27 protein-coding genes and 3 tRNA genes are annotated in these 25,502 nt (G+C 70.7%); 8 read left to right on the forward strand and 22 right to left on the reverse strand.

Translation table 11 applies throughout. From position 1 onward, the window contains the following. From E3N83_RS12150 to rplJ, 6 genes are all read right to left on the reverse strand, one after another. A complete protein-coding gene (locus E3N83_RS12150) occupies positions 1–1,290 on the reverse strand; it encodes an MCE family protein (protein WP_151083504.1) in 1,290 nt (429 codons plus the stop codon). Positions 1,291–1,292: 2 nt separating this feature from the next. Continuing rightward, positions 1,293–2,120 carry an MlaE family ABC transporter permease gene (locus E3N83_RS12155; protein ID WP_151083505.1) on the reverse strand — a complete coding sequence of 276 codons (828 nt, stop codon included), beginning with the start codon at positions 2,118–2,120 and terminating at the stop codon, positions 1,293–1,295. 4 nt (positions 2,121–2,124) lie between these two features. Next, positions 2,125–2,910, reverse strand: coding sequence for an MlaE family ABC transporter permease (locus E3N83_RS12160; RefSeq protein WP_151083506.1), 786 nt, complete (start codon positions 2,908–2,910; stop codon positions 2,125–2,127). A gap of 3 nt (positions 2,911–2,913) precedes the next feature. Further along, on the reverse strand, positions 2,914–3,867 hold the full coding sequence (locus E3N83_RS12165) for an ABC transporter ATP-binding protein (protein WP_151083507.1): 954 nt from the start codon (positions 3,865–3,867) through the stop codon (positions 2,914–2,916). 252 nt (positions 3,868–4,119) lie between these two features. Further along, positions 4,120–4,509 (reverse strand): 50S ribosomal protein L7/L12, encoded by a 390-nt coding sequence (rplL, locus tag E3N83_RS12170; RefSeq protein ID WP_151083508.1) that lies wholly within the window; start codon positions 4,507–4,509, stop codon positions 4,120–4,122. A gap of 73 nt (positions 4,510–4,582) precedes the next feature. After that, complete coding sequence (gene rplJ / locus E3N83_RS12175; RefSeq protein ID WP_151083509.1) at positions 4,583–5,311, reverse strand: 50S ribosomal protein L10; 729 nt, start codon at positions 5,309–5,311, stop codon at positions 4,583–4,585. 440 nt (positions 5,312–5,751) lie between these two features. Between rplJ and E3N83_RS12180 the strand changes: the two genes are divergently transcribed. Next, positions 5,752–6,750, forward strand: a complete 999-nt coding sequence (locus E3N83_RS12180; RefSeq protein WP_151083510.1) for a DnaB-like helicase C-terminal domain-containing protein — start codon at positions 5,752–5,754, stop codon at positions 6,748–6,750. Positions 6,751–6,832: 82 nt separating this feature from the next. On the opposite strand, the gene rplA is transcribed toward E3N83_RS12180, so the two are convergent. From rplA to E3N83_RS12205, 5 genes are all read right to left on the reverse strand, one after another. After that, a complete protein-coding gene (rplA, locus tag E3N83_RS12185; RefSeq protein WP_151083511.1) occupies positions 6,833–7,546 on the reverse strand; it encodes a 50S ribosomal protein L1 in 714 nt (237 codons plus the stop codon). Between the two features lie 139 nt (positions 7,547–7,685). Further along, entirely contained in the window at positions 7,686–8,114 is a 429-nt protein-coding gene (gene rplK / locus E3N83_RS12190; RefSeq protein ID WP_151083512.1) for a 50S ribosomal protein L11, read from the reverse strand. Between the two features lie 107 nt (positions 8,115–8,221). Then, the gene (gene nusG, locus E3N83_RS12195) at positions 8,222–9,112 is read right to left on the reverse strand and encodes a transcription termination/antitermination protein NusG (RefSeq protein ID WP_191907788.1); all 891 of its coding nucleotides are present in this window, start codon (positions 9,110–9,112) and stop codon (positions 8,222–8,224) included. Positions 9,113–9,126: 14 nt separating this feature from the next. Then, positions 9,127–9,372, reverse strand: a complete 246-nt coding sequence (gene secE, locus E3N83_RS12200) for a preprotein translocase subunit SecE (protein WP_151083514.1) — start codon at positions 9,370–9,372, stop codon at positions 9,127–9,129. Positions 9,373–9,456: 84 nt separating this feature from the next. Further along, a tRNA-Trp gene (locus E3N83_RS12205) sits at positions 9,457–9,529 on the reverse strand. A 167-nt stretch (positions 9,530–9,696) separates the two neighbouring features. Between E3N83_RS12205 and E3N83_RS12210 the strand changes: the two genes are divergently transcribed. Genes E3N83_RS12210 through E3N83_RS19575 form a run of 4 tightly spaced genes read left to right on the forward strand, consistent with a single transcriptional unit; the run spans position 9,697 to position 12,605 of the window. Then, positions 9,697–10,929 (forward strand): pyridoxal phosphate-dependent aminotransferase, encoded by a 1,233-nt coding sequence (locus tag E3N83_RS12210; protein ID WP_151083515.1) that lies wholly within the window; start codon positions 9,697–9,699, stop codon positions 10,927–10,929. Position 10,930: 1 nt separating this feature from the next. Beyond that, a complete protein-coding gene (locus E3N83_RS12215; protein ID WP_151083516.1) occupies positions 10,931–12,025 on the forward strand; it encodes an adenosine deaminase in 1,095 nt (364 codons plus the stop codon). Continuing rightward, positions 12,022–12,345 (forward strand): hypothetical protein, encoded by a 324-nt coding sequence (locus tag E3N83_RS19570; protein ID WP_191907789.1) that lies wholly within the window; start codon positions 12,022–12,024, stop codon positions 12,343–12,345. The genes E3N83_RS12215 and E3N83_RS19570 overlap by 4 nt, the downstream gene beginning before the upstream one ends. 5 nt (positions 12,346–12,350) lie before the next feature. Continuing rightward, complete coding sequence (locus tag E3N83_RS19575; protein ID WP_191907790.1) at positions 12,351–12,605, forward strand: hypothetical protein; 255 nt, start codon at positions 12,351–12,353, stop codon at positions 12,603–12,605. Here E3N83_RS19575 and E3N83_RS12225 read toward each other — a convergent pair. The 6 genes from E3N83_RS12225 to E3N83_RS12250 form a co-directional block, all read right to left on the reverse strand. Continuing rightward, entirely contained in the window at positions 12,600–13,628 is a 1,029-nt protein-coding gene (locus E3N83_RS12225) for a UDP-N-acetylmuramate dehydrogenase (RefSeq protein WP_151083517.1), read from the reverse strand. The two genes, E3N83_RS19575 and E3N83_RS12225, sit on opposite strands and share 6 nt — an antisense overlap. Continuing rightward, complete coding sequence (locus E3N83_RS12230) at positions 13,621–13,998, reverse strand: MaoC/PaaZ C-terminal domain-containing protein (RefSeq protein WP_151083518.1); 378 nt, start codon at positions 13,996–13,998, stop codon at positions 13,621–13,623. The genes E3N83_RS12225 and E3N83_RS12230 overlap by 8 nt, the downstream gene beginning before the upstream one ends. After that, positions 13,995–14,393, reverse strand: a complete 399-nt coding sequence (locus E3N83_RS12235; RefSeq protein ID WP_151083519.1) for an FAS1-like dehydratase domain-containing protein — start codon at positions 14,391–14,393, stop codon at positions 13,995–13,997. The genes E3N83_RS12230 and E3N83_RS12235 overlap by 4 nt, the downstream gene beginning before the upstream one ends. Before the next feature lie 95 nt (positions 14,394–14,488). After that, positions 14,489–14,659 carry a 50S ribosomal protein L33 gene (rpmG, locus tag E3N83_RS12240; RefSeq protein ID WP_191907791.1) on the reverse strand — a complete coding sequence of 57 codons (171 nt, stop codon included), beginning with the start codon at positions 14,657–14,659 and terminating at the stop codon, positions 14,489–14,491. Positions 14,660–14,700: 41 nt separating this feature from the next. Next, positions 14,701–14,774: transfer RNA gene (locus E3N83_RS12245), tRNA-Met, on the reverse strand. Positions 14,775–14,801: 27 nt separating this feature from the next. Next, positions 14,802–14,874, reverse strand: a tRNA-Thr gene (locus tag E3N83_RS12250). A 30-nt stretch (positions 14,875–14,904) separates the two neighbouring features. Here E3N83_RS12250 and E3N83_RS12255 point away from each other — a divergent pair. Then, positions 14,905–15,702 (forward strand): thioesterase family protein, encoded by a 798-nt coding sequence (locus tag E3N83_RS12255; RefSeq protein ID WP_151083521.1) that lies wholly within the window; start codon positions 14,905–14,907, stop codon positions 15,700–15,702. Between the two features lie 98 nt (positions 15,703–15,800). Here the strand turns inward: E3N83_RS12255 and E3N83_RS12260 are convergent, their stop codons facing one another. The 5 genes from E3N83_RS12260 to E3N83_RS12280 all read right to left on the reverse strand — a co-directional run bounded on the left by E3N83_RS12260 (position 15,801) and on the right by E3N83_RS12280 (position 21,237). Continuing rightward, entirely contained in the window at positions 15,801–16,820 is a 1,020-nt protein-coding gene (locus E3N83_RS12260) for an NADPH:quinone reductase (protein WP_151083522.1), read from the reverse strand. Positions 16,821–16,840: 20 nt separating this feature from the next. Beyond that, positions 16,841–18,244, reverse strand: coding sequence for an amidase (locus tag E3N83_RS12265; protein WP_151083523.1), 1,404 nt, complete (start codon positions 18,242–18,244; stop codon positions 16,841–16,843). 170 nt (positions 18,245–18,414) lie between these two features. Beyond that, positions 18,415–18,999, reverse strand: coding sequence for a DNA-3-methyladenine glycosylase I (locus tag E3N83_RS12270; RefSeq protein WP_151083524.1), 585 nt, complete (start codon positions 18,997–18,999; stop codon positions 18,415–18,417). Between the two features lie 58 nt (positions 19,000–19,057). Continuing rightward, positions 19,058–19,987, reverse strand: a complete 930-nt coding sequence (locus tag E3N83_RS12275; protein WP_238342880.1) for a pirin family protein — start codon at positions 19,985–19,987, stop codon at positions 19,058–19,060. After that, entirely contained in the window at positions 19,984–21,237 is a 1,254-nt protein-coding gene (locus E3N83_RS12280; RefSeq protein ID WP_151083525.1) for a homogentisate 1,2-dioxygenase, read from the reverse strand. Before E3N83_RS12280 ends, E3N83_RS12275 begins: the two co-directional genes overlap by 4 nt. Positions 21,238–21,347: 110 nt before the next feature. Between E3N83_RS12280 and E3N83_RS12285 the strand changes: the two genes are divergently transcribed. Continuing rightward, entirely contained in the window at positions 21,348–23,255 is a 1,908-nt protein-coding gene (locus E3N83_RS12285) for an ABC transporter transmembrane domain-containing protein (RefSeq protein WP_151083526.1), read from the forward strand. Continuing rightward, a complete protein-coding gene (locus tag E3N83_RS12290; protein WP_151083527.1) occupies positions 23,236–25,179 on the forward strand; it encodes an ABC transporter ATP-binding protein in 1,944 nt (647 codons plus the stop codon). Before E3N83_RS12285 ends, E3N83_RS12290 begins: the two co-directional genes overlap by 20 nt. Positions 25,180–25,502: the final 323 nt, after the last annotated feature.

The following is a 25,502-nucleotide window of genomic DNA, read 5'->3' on the forward strand; positions in this document are numbered from 1 at the left end:
TCATCGCAGCGACACCTTCGCTCCCCGGGCCATCGGGCCGACCAGCAGCACGCCGAGGTCCGGGACGTCGGCGGCGGGCTCGCCCAGGGAGGGTCCGAGCAGGCTCTTGAGCACGCCGGCCTCGGCCGCACTCCCGGCGTACCCGGTGCCGGCGGTGTAGTGCTGGGCGTACGGCGGCGCCACCCGGTCGGTGCCCTTGCCGGTGGGTGTGTTCACCCCGTCGTTGAAGTCGGGCTGGTGCCGTACGGGGTTGGACTGGGACCAGGGCGCGTTGGGCAGGTGCAGGCAGTTGGGGCCGCGGGTGTCGCCGTACACCGGCCGGTCGCCGGCGTTGTAGCCCCGCGGTTGGTGGGGCAGCGTCTCGAGCACGATGTGGAGGGTGAAGCCACGGAACGCCTCGGCCTCGCGCTTGCCGCTCTGGACGATCCCGCCGAGCAGACAGGGGTACTCCGGTGCGTAGCGGGCCAGCAGCGCGGCCTGCGGCCGGCTGACCTGGCCCAGCCGGATGATGTTGTCGCCGTTCTGACGCAGGAAGTCGTGCGCGGTGTTGGAGAAGCCGGTCACGTCGGTGAACAGGGTCTGGAGCTGGTCGTGGCGCTGCTGGAGGGTGCCGGTGGTCTTGATGGTGTTGCGCAGGATCTGGGAGATCGCCGGCACGACGTCGGCGTAGGTGTTGGAGACCTGGGTCGTCAGCCGGAGGTCGGCGACGATCTGCGGGATCTGCGGGTTGACCCGCTTGAGGTAGTGGTCGACGGTCACGAGGTCCTGGCCGAGCTCGTTGCCACGGCCCTCCAGTGCGGTGGAGATGGCGTTCAGCGTCATGTTGATGTCGGCGGGCTGCACGGTGCGCAGCAGCGGGTAGAGGTCGGCCAGCACCTTCTGGACCTCCACCGGCACCTGCGTCCGGGTGATCGTGGCACCCGGCTTCAGCGCGGTCGGCGACGCCGACGCGGGGATGACGAGCGAGACGTACTTCTCCCCGAACAGCGTCTTGGGCACGATCGCGCCGGTGACGTTGGAGGGGATGCTGTGCATCTGGCTCGGGAAGATCCCCAGCTTCACCTTCGCGCCCTGGTCGGTCGCGGTGAAGCCGAGCACCTCACCGACGATCACGCCGCGGATCTTGACGTCGGCGCGCTCGGGCATCTGCAGGCCGATGGTCGACGCGTCGAGCGTGACCGTGTCGAACGACGTGAACTTCTGGGTGAAGACACCGTAGGTGAGCCAGACACCCGCCAGCAGCAGCGCCATGAAGATCAGGCCGAGGGCCTTGAAACGGAGGTAGGACATCGCTAGCCGGCCAACCTCACCGTCGTCGACGCGCCCCAGATCGCCATCGAGAGGAACAGGTCGATCACGTTGATCGCCACGATGCTCGTGCGCACGGCGCGGCCGACCGCAACGCCCACACCGGCCGGGCCACCGGTCGCGTTGTAGCCGTGGTAGCAGTGGATCAGGATCACCGTCACCGCGAAGACCAGCACCTTGCCGAACGACCACAGCACGTCGCCGGGTGGCAGGAACGTCTTGAAGTAGTAGTCGTAGGTGCCGGTGCTCTGCCCGAAGAACTGGGTGACCGTCAGCCGCGTCGCGAAGTACGACGACAGCAGCCCGACGACGTACAGGGGGACGATCGCGATCAGGCCGCCGACGATGCGGGTGCTGACCAGGAACGGCAGCGACGGCACCGCCATCACCTCGAGGGCGTCCACCTCCTCGGAGATCCGCATCGCGCCCAGCTGGGCGGTGAAGCCGCAGCCGACGGTGGCGGCCAGGGCGATGCCGGCCACCAGGGGGGCGATCTCGCGGGTGTTGAAGTAGGCCGAGACGAACCCGGAGAACGCTGCGGTGCCGATCTGGTTGAGGGCCGCGTAGCCCTGGAGCCCGACCTCGGTGCCGGTGAAGAAACACATTGCTGTGATCACGCCGACGGTGCCGCCGATCACGGCCAGCGCGCCGGAGCCGAGGGTGACCTCGGCCAGGATCCGCAGGATCTCCTTCTTGTACCGGACCACCGTCTTGGGCGTCCAGGCCAGGGCGCGCAGGAAGAAGGCGAGCTCCGCGCCGAGGTCGTCGAGGGTCTTCAGCGGCTTCTCGTAGACCGCCTTGATGTTGGCCATCGCGTCAACCCGTCTTCGGAGGCACGAGCTGGAAGTAGATCGCGCTCATCACGAAGTTGATGATGAACAGCAACATGAACGACACGACCACGGACTCGTTCACGGCATCACCCACGCCCTTCGGGCCACCACCTGCGTTCATGCCCTTGTACGACGCCACGATCGCCGCGACCAGACCGAACACGAGGGCCTTCGCCATGCCTTGCCACACGTCGGGCAGCTGGGCGAGCGCGGTGAAGCTCGCTATGTAGGCGCCGGGTGTGCCGCCCTGGAGGACGACGTTGAAGAAGTAGCCGCCGGCGACGCCGACCACGCTGACCAGGCCGTTGAGGAAGACCGAGACCAGCATGCAGGCGAGCACCCGGGGCACCACCAGGCGCTGGATCGGGTCGATGCCCAGCACCATCATCGCGTCGAGCTCCTCGCGGATCTTGCGGGCACCGAGGTCGGCGGCGATGGCCGAGCCGCCGGCACCGGCGATCAGCAGTGAGGTCGCGATCGGACCCGCCTCGCGCACCACCGCCAGCACCGAGGCCGAGCCGGTGAACGACTGCGCGCCGAACTGCTTGATGAGGCCGCCCACCTGCAGCGCGATCACCGCGCCGAAGGGGATCGCGACCAAGGCGGTCGGGATGATCGTGACCGAGGCGATGAACCACGCCTGCTGGATGAACTCCTTCCACTGGAAGGGTCGCCGGAAGAGCCCGCGGCCGACATCGAGGCCGAAGGCGAACAGGTTGCCGGCGGTCCCGATCGGGGCAAGGAGCCGGGACGAGGTCAGCGAGGCCATCGGTCAGCCGCCCGTGCTCATCGACATGTTCTCCTCGAAGGAGCCGGGCGGAGGCGTGACGCCGTTCTCGCGGCACCACTCGCCGGGCGGCCGCTGGCTGCGACGCGGGATGCCGTTGGAGGGCTCCTGCTGGAGCGGGATCGGCGGTAGCGGCGGCAGCTCCTGCCCCTCCTCCGAGGCGAGCTCGTCGGCGTCCTTCTCCTCCGACATGCCGATCGGACCGATGGTCTGGGCGTTGAGGAACTGGCGCACCACCGGCTCCTCCGACGACAGGAGCATCTCGCGCGGGCCGAACATCGCCAGGTGCTTGTGGTAGAGCAGGCCGATGTTGTCGGGCACCGTCCGGGCGGTGTTGATGTCGTGGGTGACGATCAGGAAGGTCGCGTCGATCTGCGCGTTCAGGTCGATGATCAGCTGGTTGAGGAACGACGTGCGGACCGGGTCGAGGCCGGAGTCGGGCTCGTCGAAGAGCACGATCTCGGGGTCAAGGACCAGCGCCCGGGCCAGACCGGCCCGCTTGCGCATCCCGCCGGAGATCTCGCCGGGGAGCTTGTCCTCGGCACCCACGAGCCCGACGAGGTCCATCTTCTCCATGACGATGTCGCGGACCTCGGACTCGGACTTCCGGGTGTGCTCGCGCAGCGGGAAGGCGACGTTGTCGTAGAGGTTCATCGAGCCGAACATGGCGCCGTCCTGGAACAGCACACCGAACAGCTTGCGGATCTCGTAGAGCTGCTTCTCCGGGCACGAGGTGATGTCCACGCCCTCGATCACGACGCTGCCACGGTCGGGTTTCAACAGCCCGATCAGGGTCTTGAGCAGCACGGACTTGCCGGTCCCCGAGGGGCCGAGCATCACGCAGATCTCGCCCGCGGGCACCGTCAACGTGACGTCGCCCCAGATCAGCTGACTTCCGAAGGACTTGGTCAGACCATCGATCTGGATCTCTACACCCATGGGTCTGCTGCCCTCCCAGAATCAGCCGGCCGCGCGGGACGTTGTCACACGTCATACGTCGTTCGCCTGCTCAACGGTCCCGGCCCCGAGAAGTTACGGGCGCGTCTCGCTGAGGTTGCCGCACGGTCGCCCGAGGAGCGCCACCCCTTGGGGTGAGGCGCTGCCCAGCGCGACGAAGGGCGGACACCCCGTGGGGTGCCCGCCCTTCGAGCGGTCGGTCCGGCTGCTCGCCGGCCCGGTGTCAGGCAGCAGTCACTTGAGGGTGACGCTGGCACCGGCGCCCTCGAGCGCCTCCTTGGCCTTCTCCGCGACGTCCTTGGCAACGTGCTCGAGGACCGGCTTCGGAGCCGCCTCGACGAGGTCCTTGGCCTCCTTCAGGCCGAGGGAGGTCAGGGCACGCACCTCCTTGATCACGTTGATCTTCTTGTCGCCGGCCGACTCGAGGATGACGTCGAACTCGTCCTGCTCGGCCTCGGCCTCGGCGGGCGCGGCTGCGCCGGCGCCGCCGGCGGCGGCCACGGCGACCGGAGCGGCCGCGGTGACGCCGAAGGTGTCCTCGAACTGCTTCACGAACTCGCTCAGCTCGATCAAGGTCATCTCCTTGAACGCGTCGAGCAGCTCGTCGGTGGTGAGCTTCGCCATGATGGCTGAACCTTTCGTTCGTCGGCCCTGTCGGATGGGACGGGGCCGGGTTTCAGGTGGGTACCGCGGCCGGTCAGGCCTCGGTGGTGTCGCTCTCGTCAGAGGCGGCGGTGGCCTCGACCTCGGAGGACTCCTCGGCCTCGGCGGCAGCCGGGGCGTCGGTGGTCTCGTCGGCGGGGGCCTCGGTCACCTCGTCGGAGGAGGCGTCGGCCGACTCGGCAGCCGCAGCCTCCTCGGCGGCAGCCGGCGCGCCGGCTCCACCTGCGAGGTCAGTGGAGTCCTGTCCTTCCTCTGCCCGCTTCGCCTCGAGCGCGCCGGCGAGCCGGGCGACCTGGGCGAGGGGAGCGTTGAACAGGTAGACGGCCTGGCTGAGCGACGCGAGCATCGCGCCGGCCAGCTTGCCCAGCAGCACCTCACGCGACTCGAGGTCGGCCAGCTTGGCGACCTCGGCAGCGCCCAGGGGCTTGCCGTCCAGAACGCCACCCTTGATCACCAGGGTGGGGTTCGCCTTGGCAAAGTCACGCAGACCCTTGGCGGCCTCGACCACGTCGCCCTGGATGAAGGCGATGGCGGTCGGCCCGGTCAACAGGTCGTCGAAGCCGTCGATCCCCGCGTCCTTCGCGGCGAGCTTGGCCAGCGTGTTCTTGACCACGGCGTAGTGAGCGTTCTCACCGAGCGAGCGCCGCAGTTCCTGCAGCTGCTTCACGGTGAGCCCGCGGTACTCGGTCAGCACCGCGCCCGCGGCACCGTTGAACGAGTCAACGATCTCCGCGACGGCGGCCTGCTTCTCTGCCCGCGCCATGGGTCTCCTTCCGATGGACGAGACCGTGGCCGACAGGCCCGACATGACGAACGCCCCGGGCGCAGGCCCAGGGCGTGGATGCATCGACACTGCGATGCCGCTCTGTCTCCTGCGCGGGCCGTCCGCTTGCGCGGAACCTTCGACCGGACTGCGGTGCAGTCCGACGACCAGCGGTCTCTGGTTACGCAGGGGACAGTACGGCGTACCCGGCGGCGGCGCCAAATCCCGGAGGCGGGACGCCCGGGAGGGCGGCACGAGAAGATTTGACCAAAGTCAGCCTGACCGCCACCGATCGGACTGGTACGGTCATTCGAAGCAAGACGGGCCACCAGGCAACCCATGACGCGACATCATCAAATTGGGTCAGGTGGTCCAAGCCAGCCTTGACTTCTTTTGGAAGACCTTTACCAAGGTGCTGCGATCCGTGGTCCAATCGTGGCATGGACTTCAAGTTGACGTCGATGGCTGCGGTGCTCGAGCGCGCCGACGGCCGCCTGCGCAGCCCCGAGGGCGGCGTACGACTCTGGCCGACCGGCTTCCCCCTGCTCGACGACGCCATCGGGGGCGGTCTCAGGTCCGGGACGCTCAACCTCCTCGGCGGGCCGCAGGGTCAGGGCAAGACGATGTTCGCCCTGCAGGCGGCCCGCGCCGCCGTCAAGACCGGTCGCTCCGCGGTGTTCTTCTCCTACGAGCTCGAGGCCGACTCGCTGGTCCAGCGGCTCGTGGCCATGGAAGCCGGCGAGATGGACCCCTACGAGGCGCCGAGCCTGACCAAGGTCCGCAGCATCTTCGAGGGCACCGACGGCGGAGCCGGCGGGCTGATCGAGCGGATGGCCACGACCACGTGTGGCACCGAGGCGCTGCTCCGTGTCAGTGAGTACGCCGACCGCCTGATCGTGCACCGCTCCACGGCGACCCACACCGACATCACCGAGATCAACGACACGGTGAAGAAGGTCATGGGCAACACCGGCGAGTCGCCGTTGATCGTCGTCGACTACCTCCAGAAGGTCGCGATGCCGCTGGCGGACCTCGACGAGGAGGACCGGATCACCCGGATCACCGAGCAGCTCAAGGACGTCGCGATCGAGTTCGACTGCCCGGTCTTCGCCGTCGCGGCGATGGACCACGAGGGACTCGAGCCCGGAGCCCGGATGCGCACCCGGCACATGCGCGGCTCGACCGCCCTGTCCTACGAGCCCGACGTCGTGCTGATCCTGGCCACGAAGTCCGACATCGTCGCCCGCCACCACCTGATGTACGGCGGTGCCAACGCCGAGCACTTCAAGGAGTGGTCGGTCCTCACCGTCGAGAAGAACCGCTCCGGCAGCGGCGGCGCCGAGCTGGAGTTCATGAAGCGCTTCGACCAGGGCCGGTTCGACGTCAACGGCAAGGTCGTCACCGAGAAGCTGGTCGACGAGCGCGTGTACGTCGAATGACCCCTGGTCCACAGGGACTACAGACAGCAGAAGGCCCGGCCACCTGAGGTGGCCGGGTCTTCTCGCGTCGGTGCGGGTGGTGTCAGCTCTCGTCCGCGGCCGCGACGTTGCGGGTGCGGTTGGGGTCGACCGGGACACCGGGGCCCATGGTCGTGGAGACGGTCACCTTGCGCAGGTAGCGGCCCTTGGAGCTGCTCGGCTTGAGCCGCAGCACCTCCTCCAGCGCCGCCGCGTAGTTCTCCGCGAGCTGGGTCTCGGAGAACGACGCCTTGCCGATGATGAAGTGCAGGTTGGCGTGCCGGTCGACGCGGAACTCGATCTTCCCGCCCTTGATGTCCGAGACCGCCTTGGCGACGTCGGCCGTCACGGTGCCGGTCTTCGGGTTGGGCATCAGGCCGCGGGGGCCGAGCACCCGGCCGAGCCGGCCGACCTTGCCCATCATGTCCGGGGTCGCGACGACGGCGTCGAAGTCGAGCCAGCCGCCGTTCACCTTCTCGATCAGCTCGTCGCCGCCGACGACGTCCGCTCCGGCCTCACGCGCCGCGTCCGCCTTCTCGGCGTTGGCGAAGACCAGGACGCGGGCGGTCTTGCCGGTGCCGTGCGGCAGGTTGACGGTGCCGCGGACCATCTGGTCGGCCTTGCGGGGGTCGACCCCGAGGCGCATCACGACGTCGACGGTCTCGTCGAACTTCTTCTTGCTGGCGTCCTTGGCGATCTTGATCGCGGTGAGCGGGCTGTAGAGCTCGTCGCGGTCGAAGGTCTCTTCGGCGGCCCGGTAGGTCTTGCTGCGCTGCATGGATTTTCACCTTCTGTGAATGTGGTCGTCGGGCCAGCGCGGCCCTGCCACGGATTTCTTGGTACGGCGTACGTGGTCTCGACGTCGCTCGACCACCGCCGGTGGGTGGTCGCGACCTGGCGCGACCACCGAGGTGGCGTCAGTCGGTGCGGACGCCCATCGAGCGGGCGGTGCCCTCCACGATCTTCATCGCGGCCTCGATGTCGTTGGCGTTGAGGTCGGGCAGCTTGGTCGTGGCGATCTCACGGACCTGGTCCTTGGTGAGCCGACCGACCTTCTCCTTGTGCGGGACGCCCGAACCCTTCTGCAGGCCCGCGGCCTTCTTGATCAGCTCGGCCGCCGGCGGCGTCTTGGTGATGAACGTGAAGGAGCGGTCCTCGTAGATCGTGATCTCGACGGGGATCACGTTGCCGCGCATGGACTCGGTCTGCGCGTTGTAGGCCTTGCAGAAGTCCATGATGTTCACGCCGTGCGGACCGAGGGCGGTACCGACCGGAGGTGCCGGCGTCGCGGCACCCGCCTGGAGCTGCACCTTGACCAGTGCGGCGATCTTCTTCTTGGGAGGCATTGCTTGTCTTCTCTCTGTCTTGTGGTCTTCGCGGGGCCGGAGCCCCTGCCACTGTTGCTGTTTCTCTACTCAGCCTTCTCGACCGGAGCGGGCTCCGGCCGAAGGGCTCAGACCTTCTGGATCTGGCTGAAGCTCAGCTCGACGGGGGTCTCCCGGCCGAAGATCTCCACCAGTGCCTTGACCCGCTGGGCCTCGGCGTTGATCTCGGTGATCGTCGCGTGCAGCGTGGCGAACGGCCCGTCGACCACCATCACCGAGTCGGACTCGGCGAAGTCGATGACCTCGACGGTCTTCTTGGTGGTGGTCGCACTGCCGGGCGCGCCGCCGCCGGCCGGCGTCTCGGCCCGGGCGGCCACAGCGGCCGGGGCCAGCATGTTCTCGACCTCGGCCATGCTCAGCGGCACCGGCTGGTGGGCCTGACCGACGAAGCCGGTCACCGACGGCGTGTGGCGTACGGCGGCCCACGACTCGTCGGTGAGGTCCATCCGGACCAGGACGTAGCCCGGGAGCACGGTGCGCTTGACCATCTTGCGCTGGCCGTTCTTGATCTCGGCGACCTCTTCGGTGGGGACCACGATCTCGTGGATGTAGTCCTCCATGTTCAACGAGACGATGCGGTTCTCGAGGTTGGAGCGGACGCGGTTCTCCATGCCGTAGTAGGTGTGGACGACGTACCACTCGCCGGGCTTGGCCCACAGCTCGCGGCGGAACTCCTCCAGCGGGTCGTCCTCGGCCGGCTCGGCCTCGTCGACGTCCTCGTCGGCGGGCTCCTCGGCCGGCTCGGCGACCGCGTCGTCGGCGATCTCGTCGGAGGCGTCCACCGTGGCAGCCTCGACGGGAGCGTCCTCGTCGGTCTCGAGAGCGTCCTCGGGCTCACCCGGGTCGGTGCTCTCGACCGGGTCCTCGAGGGTGTCCTCGACCGGCGCCGGAGACTCCTCCGCAGGGGTCTCCTGCTCGGGGTCCTGCGCGATGTCCTGCTCGATGTCGGGGTGCGACACGTCTACTCCATACCTCAGCTCTGGGACTTGCCGTTGAACAGCCAGAAGATCAGCTTGCCGATGCCCAGGTCGAGCCCGGCCACCAACGCCATCATGAAGATCACGAAGGCCATCACCACGAAGAAGTAGGTGACCAGCTGCTGCTGGGTCGGCCACACCACCTTGCGGAGCTCGGCGACGACCTGGCGGTAGAACAGGACCGGGCCCGTGCGCTCGGCACGCCGGTCGTCTCGCGACCGAACTGCATTGCCTCCCGACACGTGGACCCCTTCTTCCGGTTCTCGGCTGCCGACCCGGATGGCCGGCCATGCGTTGCTGACTGTTGTTGATGCTGTCGTGCTTTGCAGGGCACGAGGGACTTGAACCCCCAACCTTCGGTTTTGGAGACCGATGCTCTGCCAGTTGAGCTAGTGCCCTCCGATCCTCCCGAGCAGGACCACACCCACGCGTGGGCATGGCAAAGCATGTGGGAAGACCACCGGTGGTCGAGTCTACGGGCAGGACCGAGGGTGCGTCCAAACGCCCGCTCGCCGACGTCGCCACCGCTTCGGGCGGAGCCCGGCGACGGCCCTACGATGGGCTGCATGAGCGAGGCCACCACCGACCGCACCACCACCAGCCCGCGCAGCCGCAGGATCTCCCGGCGGGTCGCGGCGATCGCGGAGTCGGCGACGCTCAAGGTCGACGCCCGGGCCAAGGCCCTCAAGGCCGAGGGCCGGCCGGTGATCGGCTTCGGCGCCGGCGAGCCCGACTTCCCGACGCCGGACTACGTCGTCGAGGCGGCCGTCGAGGCCTGCCGCGACCCGAAGAACCACCGCTACACCCCCGCCGGCGGCCTGCCCGAGCTGCGGCAGGCGATCGCCGACAAGACCCTGCGTGACAGCGGCTACCGCGTGGAGGCCGCGCAGGTGGTGGTCACCAACGGTGGCAAGCAGGCGATCTACGAGGCCTTCGCCACGATGCTCGACCCGGGCGACGAGGTGATCGTCCCCGCGCCGTACTGGACGACGTACCCCGAGGCGATCCAGCTCGCCGGCGGCGTCGCCGTGCCGGTGCTGGCCGACGAGACCCAGGAGTACAAGGTCACCGTCGCGCAGCTCGAGGCCGCGCGGACCGACCGCACCAAGATGCTGCTGTTCGTCTCCCCGTCCAACCCGACCGGGGCCGTCTACACCGCAGACGAGGTCCGGGCGATCGGCGCCTGGGTCGCCGAGCACGAGCTGTGGGTGCTCACCGACGAGATCTACGAGCACCTGGTCTACGACGACCTGGAGACCGGATCGCTCCCGGTGCTGTGCCCCGAGCTGGCCGACAGCTGCGTGGTGGTGAACGGCGTCGCCAAGACCTACGCCATGACCGGCTGGCGCGTGGGCTGGCTGATCGCCCCGCGCGACCTCGCCGCCGCCGCCACCAACCTCCAGTCCCACGCGACCTCCAACGTCTCCAACGTCGCCCAGCGGGCCGCCCTGGCAGCCGTGACGGGTGACCTGTCCGCGGTCCACGAGATGAAGCGCGCCTTCGACCGCCGCCGCCGCACGATCGTGTCGATGCTCAACGAGATCGACGGCGTGGTCTGCCCGATGCCCGAGGGCGCGTTCTACGCCTACCCGTCGGTGAAGGGCCTGCTCGGGAGGGCTTACGACGGCCGCGTCGTCGAGAGCTCGGCGGACCTCGCCGAGCTGATCCTCGAGCAGGCCGAGGTCGCGGTGGTCCCAGGTGAGGCGTTCGGCTCGCCGGGCTACCTGCGGCTCTCCTACGCCCTCGGTGACGACGACCTGGTCGAGGGCATCACGCGACTCCAGAAGCTCTTCGCCTGAGGTGGGTGGTCTCGACTCCGCTCGACCACCGAACCGGGGCCGGCCACCGAGCGGGGAGCCGCGCGACGTCCGGACCCTGCCCAAGGCCCACCTCCACCTGCACTTCACCGGGTCGATGCGGCACGCGACCCTGCTCGAGCTGGCCGAGCGCGACGGCATCGTGCTGCCCGACTCGTTGGTGACCGAGTGGCCGCCGGAGCTGTCGGCTGCCGACGAGAAGGGCTGGTTCCGCTTCCAGCGGCTCTACGACGTCGCCCGGTCGGTGCTGCGTACCGAGGACGACGTACGCCGGCTCGTGGTCGAGGCCGCCGAGGACGACGTCCGTGACGGGGGACGCTGGCTCGAGATCCAGGTCGACCCCTCGGGGTACGCCGCGCGGTTCGGGGGGATCACCGCCTTCACCGACCTGGTCCTCGACGCCGTCCGCGAGGCGTCGGCCGTCACCGGGATCGGCATGGCCGTGGTGATCGCGGCCAACCGGACGAGGCACCCGCTGGACGCGCGCACCCTGGCCCGGCTCGCCGCGCAGTACGTCGGCCGCGGGGTCGTCGGCTTCGGCCTGTCCAACGACGAACGGCGCGGGTCCACCACCGACTTCGCACCGGCCTTCCGGATCGCCGAGCGCGCGGGGCTGATGCTCGTGCCGCACGGCGGCGAGCTGGTCGGGCCGTCGTCCGTGCGCACCTGCCTCGACGACCTCCATGCCGACCGTCTCGGTCACGGGGTCCGTTCGGTCGAGGACCCCGACCTGCTGGCCCGGCTCGTGGACGCCGACGTCGCCCTGGAGATCTGCCCGGTGTCCAACGTCGCCCTGGGCGTCTACTCCGACCTCACCTCGGTCCCCCTCCCCGCACTGCTGGCTGCGGGCGCCACCGTCGCGCTGGGCGCCGACGACCCGTTGCTCTTCGGGTCCCGGCTGGCCGCGCAGTACGCCACGATGCGCGCCGCCCACGACCTGAGCGACGCCACCCTGGCCGACCTGGCCCGGATGTCGATCCGGGCGTCGCAGGCCCCGGAGCCGCTGCGGGACGACTGGTTGGCCGAGGTCGACGACTGGCTGTCGGCCGCTCCGACATCTGCCACGATGTCGCCATGAGCGACGAGGACCTGCCGCCCACGCACCGACCGTGGGGCGACGGCAGCGACCCCGCGAACGACGCGTCGCACCAGCCGCCGACGCCGCCCCCACCACCTCCACCCCCGCCCACCTCGCAGCAGGGGGCCCCCTTCGCACCACCGCCCAACCCCTACCCGCAGCCGGGCTCGTTCGACCAGTACGCCGCTCCCAACCCCTACGGCGCCTCGCCGTACGGCGGGTATCCCGGGGGGCCGGGATACCGGAGCACCCGTCGGCGAACACCGGCCTGGTCCTCGGCATCATCGGGCTGGTCGGGGTGCTGCTCTGCGGCGGGCTGACCCTGGTGCTCTCACCGTTCGCATGGGTGATCAGCGGCCGCGCGCTGCGCGAGATCGACGCCTCGCCGGATCGCTACAGCGGCCGCGAGAAGGCCAGTGCTGCCCGGATCATGGGCATCATCGGCACCGCCCTGCTGGTCCTGGGGGTGATCGCGCTCGTGGCGATCCTGGCGCTGGTGGTGGCAGTCGCGCCCACCGGCAGCGACAACGGGCCCACGCCGGTGCACGTGCGGGTGCACCACCGGGGCGTCAGCTCATAGCTCACAGCCGACCAGCACCGGCTCGTTGACCAGCCGGATCGCGAACCGGGCCTCGACACCGTCGCGGATCTCGCGGGCCAGGGCCAGCAGGTCCGCCGAGGTGGCGTCGCCGCGGTTGGTGAGTGCCAGCGTGTGCTTCGTCGACACGCGGGCCGGGCCTCGTCCGTATCCCTTGGCGAAGCCGGCGTGCTCGATCAGCCAGGCCGCACTGGTCTTCACCGAGCCGTCGGGCTGCGGCCAGGCGGGCGCGCCGTCGGGCACCCGGTCGGCGGCGACCACCGGGTTGGTGAAGAACGAGCCGGCGCTCCAGGTGTCGTGGTCGGCCGGGTCGAGCACCATGCCCTTGCCGGCACGCAGCCCCAGCACCGTACGACGTACGTCGTGCAGCGGCGCGCGCGTGCCCGGCTCGACGCCGAGGCTGGCGGCGAGCTCGGCGTAGGTCACGGGGGTACCCAGCGTGCCCTGCCGGAGCTGGAAGGTGACCTCGACGACGACGTGCCGGCCGGGGTCGGCCTTGAAGCGGCTGGTGCGGTAGCCGAAGCCGCAGTCGGCCGCCGCGAACGTCCGGAAGCCCCGGAGCCTGCGGTCCCAGACCCGGACCGACGCGATGGTCTGGGCGACCTCCTGGCCGTAGGCGCCGACGTTCTGGATCGGGGTTGCGCCGACCGAGCCGGGGATCCCCGAGAGCGCCTCGAGACCGAGCCAGCCGCGCTCGACCGCCGTGGCGACGAAGGCGTCCCAGCTCTCTCCCGCGGCGACGGTGACCACGGCCCCACCGCAGGTGGGTTCGTCGTCGGTGACATCGGATGCGATGCCCGTGGTGGCGACCTCGACCACCGTGCCGGCGAAGCCCTCGTCGGCCACCAGGAGGTTGCTGCCGCCGGCCAGGACCAGGACCGGCTCCGCGGCCTCGTCGGCACGGCGTACGGCGTCGACGAGCTCGGCCTCGGTGGTCGCCCGCACCCAGGACCGGGCGGGGCCGCCCACCCGCAGGGTGGTGTGGTCGGCGAGCCGCTCAGGCACGGACGACGGCCTTGGGCATGCCGAGTACCTTCTGGCCGGCGCAGGTCACGGTCAGGGTCACCGTCGTCAACCCGTCGTCGCCCGGCACCGCCGCGCCCTCGACGAGGACCTCGGCCCCGCCGTCCTCGGGGACGACGACCGGGTTGGTGAACTTGCAGCCGAAGGAGACCACCTCGGCCCCCGGGAACCACCCGGCCACCGCCCGCGCGGCCAGCGCCATCGTGTACATGCCGTGGGCTATCACGCCGGGCAGGCCGACGGCCAGGGCGACCTGCTCGTCCTGGTGGATCGGGTTGTGGTCGCCACTGGCCTCGGCGTAGCGGACCAGGTCGGCCCGGGTGACGGTGAAGGTCTGCGGCTCGAGGCTCATGCCTCACCCCGGTGGACCAGGGTCGCCGAGGTCGAGCAGACCAGGGCGCCGGAGGCGTCGGTGACCGCACTGACCGTGCCCAGGATGTCGTTGCCCCCGATCTGCCGGAGGCCGGCCACCGTGAGGGTGGCGGTCAGCACGTCGCCGGGAACGACGGGGCGCTCGTAGGCGAACCGCTGCTCGCCGTGGACGATCCGCCGCAGCTCGACCTGCTCGGCGTCCAGGAAGTCGTTCATCGCCGCGAACGCCACCACGATCGGGAAGGTCGCCGGCGCCGGGCCACCGTCGTACTCCCCACCCGTGGCGCTCACGAACGCGCGCACCGACTCCTCGGTGACGTGGTACGGCGGGGTGGGGGGGAACTCGCGACCCACCAGCGACTGGTCGATAGGCATGCGGGCGAATCTACCGATGGCCCGGCCGAACACGACGACGCCCGCCCGGCTGAGCCGGACGGGCGTGCGGTGGTGCTGGTTGCGACCAGCGAGGGTCAGCGGGTCTCGCGGTGCGGCGTGTGAGTGCGGCAACGCGGGCAGAACTTCTTCAGCTCCATGCGGTCCGGGTCGTTGCGGCGGTTCTTCTTGGTGATGTAGTTGCGCTCCTTGCACTCGGTGCACGCGAGCGTGATCTTGGGGCGAACGTCGGAGCTCTTGGCTGCCACGGGTATTCCTTCGGGTCGAAACTGCTGAGATCGATCTTGTGTAGCGGGGGCGGGACTCGAACCCGCGACACCACGATTATGAGCCGTGTGCTCTAACCACCTGAGCTACCCCGCCGGGGACCGGGGCCAGAACCCCACCCAGAGCCCCTTTACGGAATCGAACCGTAGACCTTCTCCTTACCATGGAGACGCTCTGCCGTCTGAGCTAAAGGGGCAACGACCGTGAAGGATACACAGGCGCGGACATGATCCCGAAATCGTCTCCGCCGCTCAGCTTCTACCGTCTCGAGGCGGTTTCCGGGCCCGGCCGGGAGCGGGTCACGTCGCTGCCGACGACGGCCGGCCCGTGGTCGCTCGAGGCCCAGCACGGGGGTCCGCCCGCGGCCCTGCTGGCCGGGGCGATCGAGGCGCTCGACCTCGGTGTCGTGGGTCGACTCACGCTCGACCTGCTGGGTCCGGTCCCGGTCGGTCCGCTCGAGGTCGCGGCGTCCGTCGTCCGACCGGGCAGGTCGGTGTCGCTGGCCCGCGCCGAGCTCCACGACGTGGCCCGGAACCGGCTCGTGGCAACCGCCTCGGCCTGGCTCTTCCCGCGTGGTGCAGGGCCGGTGGCGGCGGGACCGGCGCCCGCCCACTCGCCCGAGGACGGGTCGCCGCGGTCCCGGCCCGAGGGGTGGAGTCCGGGCTACCTCGACGCGGTCGAGTGGCGCTGGATCGACGGCGCGGTCGACGTCGACGGTCCCGGTGTCGTCTGGATGCGTCCTCCCACGCTCGTCGAGGGCCGGCCCACCTCGCCGCTCCAGCGGCTGATGGCCTGCGTCGACTCGGCATCCGGGGTGAGCGCCACCCTGGACGTGCGTGACTGGGCGTTCCTCAACACCGAGCTCACCGTGCACGTGCTCCGCGAGCCGGTCGGCGAGTGGATCTGCCTCGACGCCGTGACCGCCCTCGGCCCGGGGTCGGTCGGCATCGCCACGTCCACGGCGTACGACGCGCTGGGGCCGGTCGCGCGGTCGGCCCAGGCCCTGTTCGTCCAGCGCCGCTGAGATGGCGGCCGTGGTGGGTCCTGGATCAGGCTGATCCACCTCAGCCCCGGAGCGGGCGCGGAGGCGAGGCACCGTGATCCACCACGGCCGGCCGGACGCTAGATGTCGATCAGCACCTTGCCGACCGCACCCTGCTCGACGGCGTCGTGCGCATCGGCCGTGCGGTCCAGGGGGAAGCGGACCAGGGGCAGGCCGGCGTCATCCCCGACCTCGAGGACTCCCTCGGCGACGGCCGTGGCGACGTCCTCGGCAGCGGCTCGCAGGGCCGCGTCGCCGACGGTGTAGAGCAGCACGAACTGGATCCGGGCGTTGAGCCCCATGAACGACCGGAACGGCAGCGTCGCCTCCGTGCCACCGGTGTTGGCGTACGCCGCGACCGAGCCGCGGGTCTTCAGCACGGCACCGAGCAGGTCGACGTTCTGGATCAATGCCACCTCGACGACCAGGTCCACGCCTTCGGGAGCGATCCCGCGGATCGCTGCCGCCGGGTCACCGTCGGTGTAGCTCACGACGTGGTGGGCCCCGGCCGCTGTCGCCAGCCGTGCCTTGGCCTCGGTGCTGATCGTCGTGATCACCTCGGCGCCCGCCCAGCGCGCGAGCTGGATGGCGGCGTGGCCGACCGCGCCGGCTCCCCCGGTGACCAGCACGGTCCGACCTGACAGCGCACCGGGCGCGAGTCGCGTCGGGCCGTCCTCGTGCACGGTCAGGCAGCGGTGCGCGGTCATCGCCGGCACGCCGAGGCTGGCGCCCACGTCGTACGACGCGGAGTCGGGCAGGCGGACCGCGAGGGCCTCGGGCACCACGGCGTACTCCGCGGCGGTGCCGATCGGCCGCCCGTGCTGCGCGAGGTACACCCAGACCCGGTCGCCTGCGGCGAGCCCGCTCACCCCGTCGCCGACGGCGTCCACGACCCCCGCGCCGTCCTGGCCGGGGACGACGGCGTCGAACGGCAGGTCCCGCGGGCCGGTGAGCCCGGCCCGGGCCTTCCAGTCGGTCGGGTTGACCCCCGCGACGACGACCCGCACCCGGACCTCGCCCGGCCCCGGCTCGGGGATCGGGAGGTCGGTCGGCTCCAGCACCGAGGAGTCCCCGGTCGTGCGGTAGGCAACGGCTCTCATGCCGTCGACGCTAGCAAGCCTCAGGCATCGCGGAGGAGCGGCCAGGGCCGAGCCTGCTCCAGCTCGTAGGCCAGCTCGAGCAGTATCGCCTCGCGACCGTGCCCGGCCCCGAGCATCATCCCCTGCGGGAGGCCGGCTGCGGTTGTGGCCAGGGGCAGCGACACCGCCGGAGCGCCCGACGCGTTCTGCACCGGCGTCCACGCGACCCACTCCAGCAGCCGGCCCATGATCGTCTCGTAGTCCTGGGTCGGGTCCAGCCAGCCGATCTCCGGTGTGGCGCGGGCCAGGGTCGGCGTGAGCAGCACGTCGTACCGTGCGTGGAGCTCCTCGGAGAAGGCCGAGGAACGCCGGAGCCGACGGGTCGCGCCGGGCAGTCGGCTCAGGTTGCGGCGACAGTGCCGGTCGAGCCCGCGGGTCAGGTTGTCGAGCCGGGAGCGGTCCCACGACCGGCCGTGCACGGCCCGCCCGGTGGTCACGGTCAGGGTCGCCAGGGAGGCCCAGTAGACCAGGAAGTCGTCGCGGAACGACGTTGGCATCGGCTGCTCGATCCGCTCGACGCGGTGGCCGAGCGACTCCAGGAGCGCGGCGGTCTCGAGGGTCAGCTTCTCGACCTCGGGGGTGGCGCTGACCCCGATGCCGTCGGTCAGGACGGCGACGGTGCGCCGGGCCCGGACCGGGCGGGTGACGTCGCCGACGGGCGCCAGGGCGAGGTCGCGGTAGACCCGTTCGGCCTCGCGGAGGAACGCCGCGGTGTCGCGCACCGAGCGGGTGAGCACGCCGTCGGAGACGATCCGCACCGGCATCTGGCGCAGGAGTCGGTCCTGGGCGAGACGGCCCCGCGTCGGCTTGAGGCCGACCAGCCCGTTGACCGCGGCCGGGATCCGGACCGAGCCACCGCCGTCGTTGCCGTGGGCGATCGGGACGGCGCCCGCGGCGACCAGAGCCCCGGCACCGGCCGACGACGCGCCCGCGGTGTGGTGGGTCGACCAGGGCGACCGGACCGGCCCGAGCCGCGGGTGCTCGGCGGAGGCGCTGAAGCCGTACTCGGACAGCTGGGACTTGCCGATCGGGACCAGGCCGGTCGCGAGGTACATCCGGGCGAAGTCGCCGTCGGCCTTGACCGGGCGCGGCTCGAACGCGTCCGAGCCCTGCTGGGTGGGCAGCCCGGCCACGTCGACGTTGTCCTTGACCACGGTGGGCACGCCGGAGAAGAACCCGCCGCGGGGTGCCCGCGCCTCGGCCCGGGCCCGGTCGAAGCACTCAACGGCCAGCGCCCCGAGCGGCCCGGCCACCTGCTCGGTGCGGGCGATCGCGGCCTCGACCACCTCGGGGACCGAGAGCTGCCCCGCGGCGAGCAGCCCGGCCAGGCCCACGGCGTCGTGGTCGGCCAGGGCGTCGTCGGAGAATGCGTGGAGACGGGCCATGCTGCGGAGGCTAATGGGTCGCCGTTCGCCGCAGACGCGACGACCGCCGGTGTGGGACCGGCGGTCGTCCGGCGAAGTACTCGGAGAGCATCCGCGGGGTGTGTCGGGCCCCCGTCGGCCCCGGCACGACCTTCAGGAGGACCGCGGCGGGCCGGAGATACGTCCGCAGCTCAGGCGTTGGCGTGACCGCGGCGGTGACACCCGGCCAGGTGGTCGTCGACCAGGCCGATCGCCTCCATCAGGGCATGCATCGTGGTCGGGCCCACGAACGCGAACCCCACCTTCTTCAGCGCCTTGGACAGGGCCAGCGACGCCGCCGTCGAGGACTCGAGGTCGGAGGTGTCGCGCGGCGGGGGGCCGGGGGGTGGACGGTGGCCCTCGATGAAGGCGACCAGCCCGCCGTGCTGGCGCAGGTCGACGGTCGCCCGCGCGTTGGTGATCGCGGCCCTGACCTTGGCCAGGTTGCGCACGATGCCGGCGTCGGCCATCAACCGCGCGACATCGGCCTCCTCGTACGCCGCGACCCGGTCGGCGTCGAAGCCGGCGAACGCCTCGCGAAACGCCGGCCGCTTGAGCAGGATGGTGCGCCACGAGAGCCCGGACTGGAAGGCCTCCAGCGTCAGCCGCTCGAGGTGGGCCGCCTCGCCGTGGACGGGCACCCCCCACTCGGTGTCGTGGTAGGCCCGCATCACGGGGTCGTCGCCGGCCCAGGGACAGCGCGCGACCCCGTCGTCGCCCACGCTCACGCCCGCCATGCGGCGATCCTGCCAGAGCCCTCGGACAGGCAGCGTCGCGAGCGATCTCGCGTCGTCCTCAGGCTCGAGCCTTGAGCCGCGCGTTCGGCATGACCGGTGCCGGGATCGGGGTGAGATGGTCCCCGACGATGCCGAACCGGCCGTCGTAGGCGTCGGTGCCGTCCTGGACCAGGCCGGCGTTGTCGGAGATCTGGGCCATCCAGTCGTTGCGGGCCTCGGAGATCTCCTCGTGGTCACGCCCCACGAAGTTCCACCACATCACGATGTCCTCGCCCAAGGGCCGGCCGCCGATCAGCAGCACGTGGGACAGGTCGTCGGCGAGGATCTCCAGCGGCTCGCCCGGGGCGACGTAGGCCAGGTGGTGCTGGGTCACCTCCTCGCCGTTGACGTGGACGGCCCCGAAGTCGACCAGTACGCCGTACTCGTAGCCCGGCTCGACCTCGGGGGTCAGGGTGGTGCCGGCGTCCAGGATGATCTCCGCACCGACGAGCGGGCTGAAGGTCTCGACCGGTGACTCGCTGCCGAGCAGCGAGCCGAGGAACACCTGGGCGTCCCAGCCCTCGCCGTGCATCACCGGCGGCGCGTAGTGCCGGAACGCCGGCTCGGTGTCGCGGACGGCGGACGGCAGCGCCACCCAGAGCTGGACGCCGTGCAGCACCGTCGCCTCGTCGGTGGAGACCTCGGAGTGCGAGATGCCCCGGCCTGCGGTCATCAGGTTGAGCTCCCCGGGCTTGACCAGCGCATGGGTGCCGATCGAGTCGCGGTGCTCGATGGTGCCGCCGAACAGCCAGCTCACGGTCTGCAGACCGATGTGGGGGTGCGGCGCCACCAGCATGCCGCCGGTGTCGGCGACCCGGTCGGGCCCGTAGTGGTCGAGGAAGCACCAGGCCCCGATCAACGACCGTTGGCGCTGCGGCAGCGTGCGCCGGACGTTCATGGCGCGCAGGCCGCCCAGTGGCACGTCGCGGGGGAGCAGGATGTCGGTCACGAGTTCGAGTAGACGGCCGGCCCGCCGTCGCCGTCCTGCTGGTCGGCGTCGGGGCCGCGCCCGGCCCAGGTCCAGGCATAGGCGGGGTCCTCGGCCGCGAGGCCGCCCTCGCCCAGCTCGAGGGGGGCGAAGGTGTCGACCATCACCGCCGACTCGTCGAAGAACTCCGCACCCAGCGAGGCCTCGATCGCGCTCGGCTGCGGCCCGTGGGCGTGCCCGCCCGGGTGCAGGGAGACCGATCCGATGTTGATGCCCGAGCCCTTGCGCGCCTCGTAGTCGCCGCCGACGTAGAACATCACCTCGTCGCTGTCGACGTTGGAGTGGTAGTAGGGCACCGGGATCGCCAGGGGGTGGTAGTCGACCTTGCGGGGCAGGAAGTTGCAGACCACGAAGTTGTGGCCCTCCCAGACCTGGTGCACCGGTGGCGGCTGGTGCACCTTGCCGGTGATCGGCATGTAGTCGTCGATGTTGAACGTGTAGGGGTACAGGCAGCCGTCCCAGCCGACCACGTCGAAGGGATGCGTGGCGTACGTCAGCCTGCTGCCGACGATCTGGCCGCCGGTGCGGTGCTTGACCAGGACCTCGACGTCTGCGTTGTCAGACGCGTCGACCAGGTGGGTCTCGACCGGGCCGTGCAGGTCGCGCTCGCAGTACGGCGCGTGCTCGAGCAGCTGCCCGTAGCGCGAGAGGTAGCGCTTGGGCGGCGCGATGTGGGAGCTGGCCTCGATCGCGTAGAGGCGACTGGCCTCGGCGGGCACCCAGCGATGATCGGTCGCCCGCGGGATCAGGACGTAGTCACCTTCGCGGTAGGCGATCACCCCGAAGACGGTCTCCACCGTCCCGGAGCCGGACTGCACGTAGACGCACTCGTCGCCGATGGCGTTGCGGTAGAGGGGGGATGGGTCGGTGCCGGTGACGACGTACGACAGCCGGACGTCGTTGTTGCCCAGGACCAGCCGGCGCCCCTCGACGGGGCAGGCGCCGGCGCCCTCTCCGGGCTGGGGGAAGAGCGTGTGGAGCTTGAGATGGCGGGGCTTGAGCGGGTGGTTGGGGGTGCGGGTCTGGTCGGGCAGGTCCCACACCTGGGCGTCGACGATCGCCGACGGCACGCCGCAGTGGTAGAGCAGGGAGGAGTCCGAGGAGAAGCCCTCCTCCCCCATCAGCTCCTCGCGGTAGAGGTTGCCCTCCTCGTCGCGATGCTGGGTGTGCCGGGTCGGTGGCACCGCACCGACGCTGCGGTAGTAGGCCATGTCGTCAGACTAGGACCCCGGACCACCCGGCTGTCACCTCGTGGCGAGACCGGACCTCCGGCCTAAAGGGTTCGCCCGACCTGGCACCGGACGCCTACCCTCAGAGAGCCATGCGCGACTTCCCACCGGAAATTTCCGCCTTCTTCAGCGCGCCCGGACAACAGCCGGGTCCCGCGCCGGACACGCGCAGCCCGGCGGCCTTCCTGCGGTGGGTGCTCCGGCAGCAGTGGCAGGTGATCGCGCTGGCCACCGCCGTGGGTGTGCTCTGGCAGCTGCCCCTGACGGTCGGGCCCTGGCTCTTCGGCAAGGCGGTCGACCACGGCATCCTGGCCGAGTCGCTGAGCGGCACCCTGTTCTGGGCCTCGCTGCTGCTCCTGGTCACGCTGATCGGGGCGACCTTCGGGATCGTGATGCACACCCTGATCGTGCGGAGCTGGCTGATCGGGCTGTACGGCACGACCAAGATGGTCACCCGCAAGGTCGCGCAGATGGGCCACGTCCTGCCGCGTCGTACACCGACGGGCGAGGTGCTCAGCGTCTCGTCGAGCGACTCCGACGAGTTCGGAGCGCTCACGGAGATCATCTCCCGCTCGGGCTCCCAGCTGGTGGCCTACCTCGTCGTCGCCGCGATCGTCCTCAGCACCTCTCCGATGCTGGGCATCCTGATGCTGGTGGCCGCGCCCGTGCTGGTCGCTGCCGCCCTCCCCCTGCTGCGTCCGCTGCACCGGCGCCAGCAGCTCGAGCGCGCCCGCAACTCCGACCTCACGTCGATGGCCACCGACATCGTGGCTGGGCTGCGGATCCTCCGCGGGATCGGCGGGGAACGGACCTTCGGCCGCAACTACGACGACCAGTCGCAGCTGGCCAGGAAGGCCGGCGTCTCCGCCGGGATCTGGCAGGCCGCGATCGAGGCCGTCGGTGTGCTGTTCTCCGGTGTCTTCATCGTGCTGCTGGTCTGGCTCGGGACGCGCCAGGTGATCTCGGGCGACCTCACCATCGGCCAGCTGATCAGCTTCCTGGGCTACGCGCTGTTCATGGTCTATCCGATCCAGACCTTCTTCGAGCTGGCCCAGAAGGTCACCCGGGCCACCGTCTCGGCGCGCAAGGCGATCGCGATCTTCGAGCAGAAGCCCCCGTGGCCCGACCAGGCCGAGAGCACCCCGCTGCCCGACCACGGCGACCTCGTCGACGAGCTCAGCGGCTTCGTCGCGCGCGAGGGGCTGCTGACGATCGTGGTCACCGGCGTCCCCGAGGACACCGCGGCCCTGGCCGACCGGCTGGGCCGCTACCTGCCTTCGGACACCGAGCCGGTGAGCCAGGTGCTCGAGGAGGGCGTGAAGGGTCGCGCGGCCCGTCGCGCCCTGGCGGAGCGGATCGCCGAGCGCGCCCGGCTCGCGGCTCTGGACGAGGAGCTGGCCAGTCGCACGTGGGGCGTCCGGCTGGGCGACGTCGACCTCGGCGCGGCGTCCCTGGACGACGTACGCCGGCGGATCCTGGTCAGTGACACCGGCAGCCAGCTGTTCGCCGGCAGCCTGCAGGACGCCATCGACCCGCACGGCCGGCTGACCCGCGAGCAGGCCGAGGAGGCCGTGCGGGTCGCCAACGCCGAGGACGTGTACGACGCGCTTCCGGGCGGCTGGCAGGGCGTGCTCGACGAGCGCGGCCGCGGCCTGTCCGGTGGCCAGCGGCAGCGGGTCGTGCTCGCGCGGGCCCTGGCCACCGAGGCCGAGATCCTGGTACTGGTCGAGCCCACCTCGGCCGTGGACGCCCACACCGAGGCCCGGATCGCCGAGCGGGTGGCCGAGGTGCGGCGCGGACGCACCACCGTGATCTCGACGGTCTCGCCGCTGTGGCTGCACCACGCCGACGTCGTGGTGCTGATGGAGGACGGCCGGGTCACCGAGTCCGGTCGGCACGAGGACCTGCTGCGCGACAGCGCGGCGTACCGCCGGGTCGTGACCCGGGCGATGGACGCACCGGTGGAGGAGGTGGCCGCTCATGAGCACAGCCCCGTCTGACCTGCTGTCCAGCTCGGCCGACACCTGGCTCGACCGGGCCGAGCGCGAGCCGGCGGTGCCGCCCGCGCTCGTGCCTCCGCACGGCGTCACCCGGCGCGAACGGCTGGCAGCGCTCCGGCGCCGGCACCTCCTGCGCGAGCAGCGGGCGCTCGACACCTACGCCGCGTCCCGCAACCCCGACCGCGGCTGGCCGGTGGCCGACAACCACGTCGTGCTGGCCTTCTTCCGGAGCCTGCTGCGCGAGCGCAAGGGCATCTTCACCTGGCTGGTGATCCTGAACGCGCTCGCCGCCGGTGCCGCGCTCGTCGTACCCCGGCTGCTCGGCAGCCTGGTCGACCGCACTCTCGGTGCGGACAGTCGCGGAGCACAGCTCAGCCAGCTCGACCACCTGGCCCTGTTGATCATCGCGGTGGTGTGCACGCAGGCCCTGCTGACCTTCCTGGCCCAGCGGGTCTCCACGATCTTCGGGCAGGACCTGCTCTCGTCGGCGCGCGAGTACATCGTCGCGACCGTGCTGAGGCTGCCGCTCGGCCGGGTCGAGGGCGCCTCGACCGGAGACCTCGTGACCAGGGTGACCCGCGACGTGGGCACGATGAGCCGCTCGGTGCAGTTCGGGGTGCCGCAGGCGATCATCTCGGGGCTCACCGTGGCCCTGTCGGTGGTCGCGATGCTGCTCAACTCCGTGGTGCTGGCGGTGCCGTGCCTGCTGCTGATCGGCTCGTCGGTGTTCTCGGTGCGGCGCTACCTCCAGCGCGCCCCGAAGGGCTACATCACCGAGGGTGCGACGTACTCCCGGATCAACACCACGCTGACCGAGACCGCCGAGGGCGCCCGCACCGTCGAGGCGCTCGGGCTGTCGGCGATCCGGGTGCGGGCCGGCGACGACGACATCGCCGTGTCGGCGCAGGCCGAGCGCTACACGATGACCCTGCGCAACCTGCTGTTCACCGTGATCGACGTGGCGTTCAACAGCCCGCGCGTGGTGACCGTGCTGGTGGGCGCCTACGGCTACCACCGCGGCTGGGTCTCGCCGGGGCAGATCACCGCGTCGCTGTTGTACGTCGAGTCGCTGAGCGGGCCGCTCGACCGGCTGGTCGGCGAGATGGACCGCCTCCAGGTCGGCGTCGCATCGACGAGCCGGCTGCTCGGCATCGCCCAGGTGCCCGAGGACCGCACCCCCGGGACCGACGTACCGGACGGGCCGCACCTGGTCGCCGAGGACCTGCGGTTCGCCTACCGCGAGGGGCACGACGTACTCCATGGGGTGTCACTCGACCTGCGGATCGGGGAGCGGCTGGCCATCGTGGGGCCGTCGGGCTCGGGCAAGTCGACCCTCGGGCGGCTCCTGTCGGGGATCAACGGTCCCCGGACCGGGTCGGTCAGGGTCGGCGGCGTCGACCTGGTGAAGCTGCCGCTGGAGTCGCTGCGGACCGAGGTCGCGCTGGTCACCCAGGAGCACCACGTCTTCAAGGGGACGGTGCGCGACAACATCGTGCTGGCGCGGGAGGACTCCTCCGACGAGGCGGTCCTCGCGGCCCTGTCAGCCGTGGGCTCGCGCGACTGGGTCGAGCGGCTGCCCCTCGGGCTGGACACGCTGATCGGCTCGGGCAACCAGCCGCTGACACCTGCCCAGGCGCAGCAGGTGGCGCTGGCGCGGCTGATCATCGCCGACCCGCACACCCTGGTGCTCGACGAGGCGACGTCGCTGATCGACCCGCGGACCGCGCGCACCCTCGAGGGCTCGATGAACGCGCTGCTCGACGGACGGACCGTGGTCGCGATCGCGCACCGCCTCCACACCGCCCACGACGCCGACCGGATCGCGGTGGTCATCGACGGGCTGATCGTGGAGCTCGGCTCCCACGACGAGCTGGTCGCCCAGGACGGCGAGTACGCCGCCCTGTGGACCGCCTGGACCAGCTGACCGCTGAGTCGGCGCAAACAGGCGTGGCACGACAGCTGAGTCGGCGCAAAGAGACGTTTTACGACCGCTGAGTCGGCGCAAATAGGCGTCGTACGACCGCTGAGTCGGCGCAAAGAGACGCCGTACGACAGCTGAGTCGGCGCAAAGAGACGCCGTACGACAGCTGAGTCGGCGCAAAAGTGACGTCCAACCATGGCTGGCTCGGCGCAAAAGGGCGTCGTACCCCACTGACTGATGTGTCGCGAGTGCCTCTTTGCGCCGACTGGGCGTGGTTGCCGTGCCTGTTTGCGCCGACTGGACGTGATTGCCCTGCCTCTTTGCGC

The sequence above is a fragment of the Nocardioides cynanchi genome, from assembly GCF_008761635.1.
Lineage (GTDB): Bacteria > Actinomycetota > Actinomycetes > Propionibacteriales > Nocardioidaceae > Nocardioides > Nocardioides cynanchi.